The sequence below is a fragment of the Streptomyces sp. NPDC051104 genome (assembly GCF_040682835.1).
Lineage (GTDB): Bacteria > Actinomycetota > Actinomycetes > Streptomycetales > Streptomycetaceae > Streptomyces > Streptomyces cynarae.
This window is the reverse complement of record NZ_JBFBBS010000003.1, coordinates 253,681-264,754: the sequence shown is the minus strand read 5'-3', so window position 1 is coordinate 264,754 and position 11,074 is coordinate 253,681. Positions and strand designations below refer to the sequence as shown.

Sequence of the window (11,074 nt, the reverse complement as noted above, 5' to 3'; positions counted from 1 at the left end):
GGGACGACCCCCGGACCCCCAGCCGCCGGTGGCCGTCAGCCGAGTGCGTTGCCGGGCAGTTCGACCTTCGCACCCAGCTCCATCAGCTTCTCCATGCTGTGCCGATCCGGGGGACGACCCCCGGACCCCCAGCCGCCGGTGGCCGTCAGCCGAGTGCGTTGCCGGGCAGTTCGACCTTCGCACCCAGCTCCATCAGCTTCTCCATGAAGTTCTCGTAGCCGCGGTTGATCAGGTCGATGCCGTGGACCCGGGACGTGCCCTCGGCCGCCAGGGCCGCGATCAGGTAGGAGAAGCCGCCGCGCAGGTCGGGGATGACCAGGTCCGAGCCCTGCAGCTTCGTCGGGCCCGAAACCACCGCGGAGTGGAGGAAGTTGCGCTGCCCGAAGCGGCAGTCGGAGCCGCCGAGGCACTCGCGGTAGAGCTGGATGTGCGCTCCCATCTGGTTCAGCGCGGAGGTGAAGCCGAGCCGGGACTCGTACACCGTCTCGTGGATGATCGACAGGCCCGTCGCCTGGGTCAGGGCCACGACCAGCGGCTGCTGCCAGTCCGTCTGGAAGCCGGGGTGCACGTCCGTCTCCAGCGCGATCGACTTCAGCTGTCCGCCGGGGTGCCAGAACCGGATGCCCTCGTCGTCGATCTCGAACGCGCCGCCCACCTTGCGGTAGGTGTTCAGGAACGTCATCATCGACCGCTGCTGCGCGCCCCGGACGTAGATGTTGCCGTTGGTCGCGAGCGCCGCCGACGCCCAGGACGCGGCCTCCAGACGGTCCGGGAGGGCGCGGTGGGTGTAGCCGCCGAGCTTGTCCACACCGGTGATGCGGATCGTGCGGTCGGTGTCCATCGCGATGATCGCGCCCATCTTCTGCAGCACGCAGATCAGGTCCTCGATCTCCGGCTCCACCGCCGCGTTGGACAGCTCGGTGACACCCTCGGCGAGCACCGCCGTCAGCAGCACCTGCTCGGTCGCGCCGACGGACGGGTACGGCAGCCGGATCTTCGTGCCGCGCAGCCCCTTGGGCGCCTCCAGGTACTGGCCGTCCGCCCGCTTCTCGATGACCGCGCCGAACTGCCGCAGCACGTCGAAGTGGAAGTCGATCGGCCGGCCACCGATGTCGCAGCCGCCGAGACCGGGGATGAACGCGTGGCCCAGCCGGTGCAGCAGCGGACCGCAGAAGAGGATCGGGATGCGCGACGAGCCCGCGTGGGCATCGATGTCCGCGACGTTCGCGCTCTCGACGTGCGTCGGGTCGAGCACCAGCTCACCCGGCTCCTCGCCCGGACGGACCGTCACCCCGTGCAGCTGAAGCAGCCCCCGGACGACGCGCACGTCGCGGATGTCGGGCACGTTGCGCAGTCTGCTCGGGGCACTGCCCAGAAGGGCGGCGACCATGGCCTTCGGTACGAGGTTCTTCGCACCGCGGACACGGATCTCGCCCTCGAGCGGGGTGCCGCCGTGGACAAGGAGGACATCGTCGTTGACGGTCATGAATCTCGCGTTCCGTGGAGTGGGGCAGGGGCCGAAGACGTAAGCGTAATGGCCGCGTACCCCCCTTCAGTAAGCCCAAGTGGCCTCAAGGAAGGTCATAGCTTTGCCACAACACGAACGGTGCGGAGATGGACGCGAGGGGTTACCGGGGCGTCCGTGCGCCCGCAGCGCACCCATGAGCCCTGAGCTGCATTCACCCACCTACCCCCGTTGCCTCCCCATCCGAAGGCAAGATGCGGGATCATGTCTGCCATGACCGAGGTGTCCTCGCTCACAGGGCGGCTGCTCGTGGCCACCCCCGCCCTGGCGGACCCGAACTTCGACCGCGCTGTGGTGCTGCTCCTCGACCACGACGAGGAGGGCTCGCTCGGCGTGGTCCTCAACCGCCCCACGCCCGTTGACGTGGGGGACATCCTGGAGGGCTGGGCGGACCTCGCGGGCGAGCCCGGTGTCGTCTTCCAGGGTGGACCCGTGTCGCTGGACTCGGCGCTCGGTGTCGCGGTGATCCCCGGCGGCGCGTCCCCGGACCACGCCCCGCTCGGCTGGCGGCGGGTGCACGGCGCGATCGGCCTGGTCGACCTCGAGGCCCCCCCGGAACTGCTCGCCAAGGCGCTCGGCTCCCTGCGCATCTTCGCCGGATACGCCGGCTGGGGGCCGGGCCAGCTGGAGGACGAGCTGGTGGACGGGGCGTGGTACGTCGTCGAGTCCGAACCCGGCGACGTGTCGTCCCCGGCCCCGGAGAAACTCTGGCGCGACGTGCTGCGACGCCAGCGCAGCGAGCTGGCGATGGTGGCGACGTACCCGGACGACCCTACGCTCAACTGATACGTGCGGGCTTCAGTACGCTTGGCCCTATGAGCACTCTTGAGCCCGAGCGCGGTACCGGTACGGGGACCCTCGTAGAGCCGACGCCGCAGGTGTCGCACGGCGACGGCGACCACGAGCGCTTCGCCCACTACGTCCAGAAGGACAAGATCATGGCGAGCGCCCTGGACGGCACTCCCGTCGTGGCGCTGTGCGGCAAGGTGTGGGTCCCGGGACGCGACCCGAAGAAGTACCCCGTCTGCCCGATGTGCAAGGAGATCTACGACTCCATGGGCAGCGGCGGCGAGGGCAAGGGCGACGACAAGTAGCCGACCGCTCGGCTGCCTGACGACCGCTGGGTTCCCGGGACGCGTGTCCGGAGCGTCCCGGGAGCCTTTGTGCCTGCTGCCGGTGGATCGGGAGTGCGTTTCCGAAGTGCGGTGAATCCACCCTCGGGCCGGGCCGGGCGGTGAAGACTGGCGGCATGCCTGAGTTTCCGTACTCCCTCCCCCCGGGGCTCGACGTGCACCTGGTCCCCGCCCCCACCCGGATGTCCCCCTCGATCGGCGGCTGCACGGGACACGTCGTCGACGAGGGCACCCGGATCGAGACGACGGGCCCCGGCGCCGAGCGCGTCGCGCGGTGGCTGCGGGCGGCCGTCGGCGCCGCGACCGGGCTTCCGCTGTCACCGGCCGGCGACCACGGGAACCGGGTGCTGTTGCGCATCGTCCCCGGGCTCGAAGAGGAACTGGGCAGCCCTGAGGCGTACCGCTTCACCGCCGACGGCCACGACGTCGTCATCGACGGCGCGAGCGAGGCCGGCCTGTTCTGGGGCGCCCAGACCTTCCGCCAGATGCTCGGGCCGGAGGCCTTCCGCCGTGCCCCGGTGACCGGGAAGCGTCAGTGGGAGGTGCCCGCGGTGACGATCCACGACGCCCCCCGCTTCCGCTGGCGCGGCCTCCTGCTCGACGTGGCCCGGCACTTCATGCCCAAGGACGGCGTCCTGCGCTACCTGGACCTGATGGCCGCCCACAAGCTCAACGTCCTCCACCTCCACCTCACCGACGACCAGGGCTGGCGGCTGGAGATCAAGCGCTACCCGAGGCTCACCGAGGTCGGTGCCTGGCGGGCGCGCACCAGATTCGGCCACCGGGCCTCGCCGCTGTGGGAGGAGAAGCCGCACGGCGGTTTCTACACGCGGGACGACATCCGCGAGATCGTCGCGTACGCAGCCGAGCGGCACATCACCGTCGTGCCCGAGGTCGATGTCCCCGGGCACAGCCAGGCGGCCATCGCCGCGTACCCGGAACTGGGCAACTCCGACGTCATCGACACGACCTCCCTCACGGTCTGGGACGACTGGGGAATCAACCCCAACGTACTCGCCCCCACCGACACCACCCTGCGGTTCTACGAGGGGGTGTTCGAGGAGGTCCTGGAACTCTTCCCGTCACCCTTCGTCCACATCGGCGGCGACGAGTGCCCCAAGGACCAGTGGCGGCGCTCGCCGGCCGCGCAGGCGCGCATCAAGGAGCTGGGGCTCGCGGACGAGGACGAGCTCCAGGCGTGGTTCGTGCGCCACTTCGACACCTGGCTCACCGCACGCGGACGCCGGCTCGTCGGCTGGGACGAGATCCTCGAGGGCGGCCTCGCGGACGGTGCGACCGTCTCCTCGTGGCGCGGGTACGCCGGCGGGATCACGGCGGCGCGCGCCGGCCACGACGTCGTCATGTGCCCCGAGCAGCAGGTGTACCTGGACCACCGTCAGGACGGCGGCGCCGACGAGCCGGTGCCCATCGGGTACGTGCGCACCCTGGAGGACGTCTACCGATTCGAGCCGGTTCCACCGCAGTTGACCCCGGAGGAGGCGCGGCACGTTCTCGGCACCCAGGCCAACGTCTGGACCGAGGTGACGGAGGATCAGGGGCGCGTCGACTACCAGGCGTTTCCCCGGCTCGCGGCGTTCGCCGAGGTCGCCTGGAGTGCCCTTCCCGTCCCGGCCGAGCGCGACTTCGCGGACTTCGAGCGGCGCATGGCCGCCCATTACCGCCGCCTGGACGCCCTGGGAGTCGCCTACCGGCCGCCCGCGGGCCCGCTGCCGTGGCAGCGGCGACCCGGGGTGCTCGGACGCCCGATCGAGGGTGCGCCCCCGAACGTGTGAGGTGGCGGACGGAGGGCAGGCGAGGCGCCGGGTCGGCTGGAAACGTACCCCCGCATGGGAAAAGCAGTGCAAGGAACGCCGAAGAGCCGCAATGCACCCCCATCGGGGATGTCGTGGCAAAACGGTCCATCCCCCTGGTCAGAGGGGCGAATGCCTCCTAGCGGACCCCCGCGTCGGAGGCCGTGAAAGATGTGCCAGAGTTGCCACGTCCGCCCTGTCAGCACGTACCGTACGGCAACACAGGTGGGACCAGGGGGCAGCGGGAAGGGGCAGCCGGTTTTGACCACGCACGCACCGCAGGCGGCGCAGGCCGTGACGCTGCCCGCCTCGCTGGACGAGGCCGTGGCGGCCCTCGCCGCCCATCCGGCCGCCGTCCCCGTGGCGGGCGGCACCGACCTCATGGCCGCCGTGAACTCGGGGCAGCTGCGGCCCGCCGCACTGGTCGGCCTCGGCCGCATCAGCGAGATCCGCGGCTGGCAGTACCAGGACGGCCACGCGCTGCTCGGCGCCGGCCTCACCCACGCGCGCATGGGGCGCCCCGACTTCGCGGCGCTCATCCCCGCCCTCGCGGCGGCGGCGCGCGCGGCCGGCCCGCCGCACATCCGCAACGCCGGCACCCTCGGCGGCAACATCGCGTCGGCCGCCCCCACCGGGGACGCGCTTCCGGTGCTCGCCGCCCTGGAGGCCACGCTGATCATCGCCGGCCCGGGCGGGGCACGCCGGGAGATCCCGGTCTCGCACCTGCTGGCCGGCGTGGAGATGCTGCGCGCCGGTGAACTCATCGGCTACGTGCGCGTGCCGCTGCTGCACGCCCCCCAGGTCTTTCTGAAGGCGACCGGCCGCACCGGACCCGGGCGGGCGATGGCGTCGGTGGCGCTGGTGCTGGACCCGGCCCGGCGCGGGGTGCGCTGCGCCGTCGGTGCCATAGCGCCGATGCCGCTGCGCCCGCTGGAGGCCGAGCAGTGGGTCGCGCAGCTCATCGACTGGGACAACAACCGCGCGATCGTCCCGGAGGCCCTGAACGCCTTCGGGGAGTACGTCGCCGCGGCCTGCATCCCCGATTCGGCGCCCGCGGAGGACGGCACCGTGCAGCAGCTTCCGCCCGCCGTACTGCACCTGCGGCGCACCGTCGCCGCGCTGGCCCGACGAGCACTGGGGAGGGCACTGTCGTGACGGACGACCAGCACCCGGAGGAAGCCCGCCGGCAGGGCACCAACGGCTCCTGGGAGCGGCTGCCGCAAGGGGACTACGACGACGGCGCCACCGCCTTCGTCCAGCTCCCGGAAGGCGGGATCGACGCCCTCCTCGCCTCCGACAGCCCGCTGGCAGCGCCGGGCCACGGCTATGTGCCGCCGACCTTCACCCCGCAGGAGGGCGCGGGCGCCGAGGAGCACGGCGGGAACTGGGGCGCGCCCGCCGAGGGCGCCCACTGGCCGGGCACCACGCAGGAGGGTACGGGGGACCGGTTCACGTACAACCCCGGGGCGACCGGGCAGTGGACCTTCGAGGAGGCCCAGGCCGCGCGGGAGCCCGCGCCCGGGCACGACGTCACCGGGCAGTGGTCGATCCCGGTCGCGGGCGGTGATCTCCCGGACGAGTCGGGGGAGTTCACCACGTCGTCGCTCGTCGAGCAGTGGGGCGGCACCCCGCCCGCGACGCTGCCGGGCGGCGCGCCCGCGCCGTGGGCGACGGCGGCGGCCGTACCGTCGTGGCACGGGCACGAGACCGCCGCGCAGACGTCCGAGGAGGCTCCTGGGGAGCCCTCCGACGGGTCTCACGAGGCCTACGAGGCATACGAGGCCTACGAGGAGATGCGGGCCGGTGCTTCCGAGGCACCAGAGGCCCCCCAGGAGCCGTCCGAGGCCGCCGACGCCTCCGACGCGGCCGACGGCACCTCCGACGGTCTCTCAGGCGCCGGGGAGGCACCGGCTCCCGAAGCGGCCCAGCACCCCGAGCCCGACCCGGCCCCCGGGCCCGCCGACGCCCAGGACCCGCCCCCGGATCGGGCCGTCGAGCCCGCGGCCCCGCACGACGAGCACCCCCTGGCCTCGTACGTCCTGCGGGTGAACGGCGCCGACCGGCCCGTCACCGACGCCTGGATCGGCGAGTCGCTGCTGTACGTGCTGCGCGAGCGGCTCGGCCTCGCCGGTGCCAAGGACGGCTGCTCGCAGGGCGAGTGCGGCGCTTGCAACGTGCAGGTCGACGGACGGCTCGTCGCCTCCTGCCTGGTGCCCGCCGTCACCGCCGCGGGCAGTGAGGTCCGTACGGTCGAGGGACTCGCCGTCGAGGGACAGCCCTCCGACGTTCAGCGGGCGCTCGCCCGGTGCGGCGCCGTGCAGTGCGGCTTCTGCGTGCCCGGCATGGCGATGACCGTGCACGACCTGCTGGAGGGCAACCCGGCGCCGACCGACCTCGAGGCCCGCCAGGCGCTGTGCGGCAACCTGTGCCGCTGCTCCGGCTACCGGGGCGTCCTGCAGGCCGTCCAGGAGGTCGTCGCCGAGCGGGAGGCGCACCGCGCCGAGGCCGATCCGGCACCGGACGGCGGCGAACCGCGCATCCCGCACCAGGCGGGCCCCGGAGAGGGCGGCGTCCACCTCGACGCGTTCGGCAACGTGACCCCGAACGACCACCCGTACAGCCAGGACGGAGGCCAGGCGTGAGCAACGAAGCCGCCACCGCGACCACAGCGGCGGCCGCACCCGCCCCCGAGCCGCTGCCGCACGGCATCGGAGCCTCCCTGCCGTCCGCCGACGCCCGCGCCAAGACCGAGGGCACCTTCCCGTACGCGGCCGACCTGTGGGCCGAGGGCCTGCTGTGGGCGGCCGTCCTGCGCTCGCCGCACCCGCACGCGCGCATCCTGTCCATCGACACCAGCCACGCGCGCGAGATGCCCGGCGTGCGGGCCGTCCTCACCCACGAGGACGTGCCCGCGGGCGCGCTGCACGGACGCGGCGCCGCCGACCGCCCCGTCTTCGCCTCCGACGTCGTACGCCACCACGGGGAGGCCATCGCGGCCGTCGCCGCCGACCACCCCGACACCGCCCGCATGGCCGCCGCGGCCGTCATCGTCGAGTACGAGGTGCTCGACCCGGTCACTGACCCCGAGCAGGCGTTCGAGGCCGAGCCGCTGCACCCCGGCGGCAACCTGATCCGCCACATCCCGCTGCGCCACGGCGACCCGGACGCGGTCGGCGAGGCCGTCGTCGAGGGCCTGTACCGCATCGGCCGCCAGGACCCCGCCCCCATCGGCGCGGAGGCCGGCCTCGCCGTGCCCCGGCCCGACGGCGGCGTCGAGCTGTACCTCGCCTCCACCGACCCGCACACCGACCGGGACCGGGCCGCCGCCGTCTACGGCCTGGAACCGGACCGGGTGAAGGTCGTCGTCACCGGAGTGCCCGGCGCCACCGCGGACCGCGAGGACCAGGGCTTCCAGCTGCCGCTCGGGCTGCTGGCGCTGAAGACCGGCTGCCCGGTGAAACTGACCGCCAACCGCGAGGAGTCCTTCCTCGGCCACGTCCACCGCCACCCCACACTGCTGCGCTACCGCCACCACGCGGACGCCGAGGGCAGGCTGGTGAAGGTCGAGGCGCAGATCCTGCTGGACGCGGGCGCCTACGCGGACACCTCCTCCGACGCGCTCGCCGCCGCGGTCTCCTTCGCCTGCGGCCCGTACGTCGTCCCGAACGCCTTCATCGAGGGCTGGGCCGTCCGCACCAACAACCCGCCGTCGGGCCATGTGCGCGGCGAGGGCGCGATGCAGGTGTGCGCCGCGTACGAGGCGCAGATGGACAAGCTCGCCAAGAAGCTCGGCCTCGACCCGGCGGAGCTGCGGATGCGCAACGTCATGGCGACCGGCGACGTCCTGCCGACCGGCCAGACGGTGACGTGCCCGGCGCCGGTGGCCGAACTGCTCGAGGCCGTACGCGACCACCCGCTGCCCCCGCTCCCCAAGGACACCCCCGAGGAGGAGTGGCTGCTGCCGGGCGGCCCCGAGGGCGCGGGCGAACCGGGCGCGGTCCGGCGGGGTGTGGGCTACGGCCTCGGCATGGTCCACATGCTCGGCGCGGAGGGCGCCGACGAGGTCTCCACGGCGACCGTGAAGGTCCAGGACGGCGTGGCGACGGTGCTGTGCGCGGCGGTGGAGACCGGCCAGGGCTTCGCGACCCTCGCCCGGCAGATCGTCCAGGAGACCCTCGGCATCGACGAGGTGCACGTGGCCCCGGTCGACACCGACCAGCCGCCGGCGGGCGCGGGCTGCCGGGGCCGCCACACCTGGGTGTCGGGCGGCGCGGTCGAACGGGCCGCGAAGATGGTCCGCACCCAGCTGTTGCAGCCCCTGGCGCACAAGTTCGGCATGTCCACGGAACTGCTCCAGATCACGGACGGCAAGATCACGTCGTACGACGGGGTCCTGTCCACGACCGTGACGGAGGCGCTGGACGGCAAGGAACTGTGGGCCACCGCGCAGTGCCGCCCGCACCCGACCGAACCGCTGAACGAGACGGGCCAGGGCGACGCCTTCGTGGGGCTCGCCTTCTGCGCGATCCGCGCCGTGGTGGACGTGGACATCGAGATCGGCTCGGTACGGGTCGTGGAGCTGGCGCTGGCCCAGGACGTGGGCCGGGTGCTGAACCCGGCGCAGCTGGCGGCGCGCCTCGAGGCCGGGGTCACGCAGGGTGTCGGCATCGCGCTCACGGAGAACCTGCGCACGGCCCGCGGCGTGATCCGTCACCCCGACCTGACGGGCTACTCCCTGCCGACGGCCCTGGACGCCCCCGACATCAAGATCGTCAAACTCGTCGAGGAACGGGACGTGGTCGCCCCCTTCGGCGCGAAGGCGGTCAGCGCGGTCCCGGTGGTGACGTCCCCGGCGGCGATCGCATCGGCGGTCCGCGCGGCAACGGGCCGCCCGGTCAACCGTCTGCCGATCCGGCCGCAGGCGGCGGTGGTGACGACGCAGTGAGCTCGTCGCCGGTGGAGGGCGTCGTCCTCGTCACCGGCGTCATGGCCGCGGGCAAGTCGACGGTGGCCCAGGCACTGGCGGAGAGACTGCCGCGCGCGGCACATGTGCGAGGCGACGTCTTCCGGCGGATGATCGTCTCCGGCCGAGAGGACTACGAGCCCGGCTCGGACGGCGAGGGCCTGGCCCAACTCCGGCTGCGCTGCTACGGGCTGTCGGCGGACACGGCGGACGCATACGCGCGCGCGGGGTTCACGGCGGTGGTGCAGGACGTGGTGCTGGGCGGGGACCTGGGGCGGTATGTCGATCTGATCCGGACGCGCCCGCTGCACGTCGTGGTCCTCGCACCCCGACCGGAGGTGGTCGCGGCACGTGAGGCCGGGCGGCCGAAGACCGGGTACGGAGCATGGACGGTCGAGGACCTGGACAGGTCACTGCGGACCGAGACGCCGCGGATCGGTCTGTGGCTGGACACCTCGGACCTGACCGTGGACGAGACGGTGGAGGCGATCCTGGCCGGGCGGGAGCGGGCGCGGATCGGGTGAGGCCCGGAAGGACGGCTTATTGCTGCGGCGTTGTCAGTGGTGCCGCGTAAGGTTCTTGGCGTTGGGGGAGAGCTGCCCGGCAGGACGGTCTGTCCCGCCCTGTGGACGCTCTGGGCCAGGCACGAAACACACGGGGGAAGACGATGGGCACGACTGACGCCTGTGGCGTGATCACGCCGACCGGGACGGATCCGTACGCGCGGGGGTTCGGGACACCGTGCGGGCGGTCGGTGCTGCGGCGGGCGGCCGAGCTGGTCGACGACGCGGAGAGACTCGCCGAGGAACTGCGCGACCAGATGGTCATCGGGGCGCTGCGCACAGTCGACCGTGATCTGGAGTCGCTCCTGCTGGGCGGTGCCACGGGACGGGTACCCACGGCGTACGTCTCCCCGCGCACCCCGGGCCCGATGGACCTCTCGCCGCTCGCGCCCTCCCTCGAGGCGCTGCTGCGGCTCGCGGCGGTGACAGACGAACCGACCGCCTCCCCGGGCGGGTTCGCCTCGCACGCCCTGATCCGTCCTCTGGCCCGGATCGCCCGTCCCGGCACGGGCCTCGCCCTGGACCTGCCGCCGCGGCTGCTGGACGAGGAGTTCGGCACCGCCGCGATCGTGCGCTTCGAGGACGTCGACTTCCCCCGCAGACTCACGCACGAACCGACCCGCCGTTTCCTGCGCGAGGTGGGCCTGCCGGAGACCGGCTACTGGTTCGAACTGGACACGGACCTGCCGCTGCCGACGCTGGCCGAGTACTACGCGGACGACGAGGGCGTCCCGGAGGACGACCTTCCCGACTGGGCGGACCGCCTGATACGCCTCGGCTGCCTGCTGGAGGACATGAGCCTGCTCCTCGACGGCGCCACGGGAGCGGTCCTGTGCTGGAGCGAGCCGGGACCGACCCTGCGCCCGCTCGACGCGGACATTTCCACCCTGGCCTTCACGGTGTGGCTGGCGCACCGCGACAAGAGAGTGGCGGAAGCGACCGACCTGAGGTAGGCGTCGGTACGGATACGGAACTCTGGAGGCCGTGGCGGGAATTGAACCCGCGTAACTCCCCGCGGGCGGAGCCTGCTGATGGATGCGGCGGAGGCGAGCCCTTGGGGCACTTGTGGGTTTGGAGCC

The 11,074-nt window shown here is 72.9% G+C and carries 9 protein-coding genes; 8 read left to right on the top strand and 1 reads right to left on the bottom strand.

The genetic code is table 11. From position 1 onward, the window contains the following. Positions 1-145 precede the first annotated feature (145 nt). The gene (gene murA, locus AB0N14_RS07855) at positions 146-1,486 is read right to left on the bottom strand and encodes a UDP-N-acetylglucosamine 1-carboxyvinyltransferase (RefSeq protein WP_366024810.1); all 1,341 of its coding nucleotides are present in this window, start codon (positions 1,484-1,486) and stop codon (positions 146-148) included. Between the two features lie 252 nt (positions 1,487-1,738). On the opposite strand from murA, the gene AB0N14_RS07850 reads away from it, so the two are divergent. The 8 genes from AB0N14_RS07850 to AB0N14_RS07815 all read left to right on the top strand — a co-directional run bounded on the left by AB0N14_RS07850 (position 1,739) and on the right by AB0N14_RS07815 (position 10,948). After that, complete coding sequence (locus tag AB0N14_RS07850; RefSeq protein WP_181139086.1) at positions 1,739-2,311, top strand: YqgE/AlgH family protein; 573 nt, start codon at positions 1,739-1,741, stop codon at positions 2,309-2,311. A gap of 29 nt (positions 2,312-2,340) precedes the next feature. Further along, the gene (locus AB0N14_RS07845) at positions 2,341-2,619 is read left to right on the top strand and encodes a DUF3039 domain-containing protein (RefSeq protein ID WP_366024809.1); all 279 of its coding nucleotides are present in this window, start codon (positions 2,341-2,343) and stop codon (positions 2,617-2,619) included. 155 nt (positions 2,620-2,774) lie between these two features. Next, the gene (locus tag AB0N14_RS07840) at positions 2,775-4,451 is read left to right on the top strand and encodes a beta-N-acetylhexosaminidase (RefSeq protein ID WP_366024808.1); all 1,677 of its coding nucleotides are present in this window, start codon (positions 2,775-2,777) and stop codon (positions 4,449-4,451) included. Between the two features lie 279 nt (positions 4,452-4,730). Then, positions 4,731-5,624, top strand: a complete 894-nt coding sequence (locus AB0N14_RS07835) for an FAD binding domain-containing protein (protein ID WP_366024807.1) — start codon at positions 4,731-4,733, stop codon at positions 5,622-5,624. Continuing rightward, entirely contained in the window at positions 5,621-7,111 is a 1,491-nt protein-coding gene (locus tag AB0N14_RS07830) for a 2Fe-2S iron-sulfur cluster-binding protein (RefSeq protein WP_366024806.1), read from the top strand. The genes AB0N14_RS07835 and AB0N14_RS07830 overlap by 4 nt, the downstream gene beginning before the upstream one ends. Further along, positions 7,108-9,414: a molybdopterin cofactor-binding domain-containing protein gene (locus tag AB0N14_RS07825; RefSeq protein ID WP_366024805.1), complete on the top strand. Its 2,307-nt coding sequence runs from the start codon at positions 7,108-7,110 to the stop codon at positions 9,412-9,414. Before AB0N14_RS07830 ends, AB0N14_RS07825 begins: the two co-directional genes overlap by 4 nt. A gap of 11 nt (positions 9,415-9,425) precedes the next feature. Then, on the top strand, positions 9,426-9,956 hold the full coding sequence (locus tag AB0N14_RS07820) for an AAA family ATPase (protein WP_366024878.1): 531 nt from the start codon (positions 9,426-9,428) through the stop codon (positions 9,954-9,956). A 143-nt stretch (positions 9,957-10,099) separates the two neighbouring features. Beyond that, positions 10,100-10,948 (top strand): SUKH-4 family immunity protein, encoded by an 849-nt coding sequence (locus tag AB0N14_RS07815; RefSeq protein WP_366024804.1) that lies wholly within the window; start codon positions 10,100-10,102, stop codon positions 10,946-10,948. Positions 10,949-11,074 lie beyond the last annotated feature (126 nt).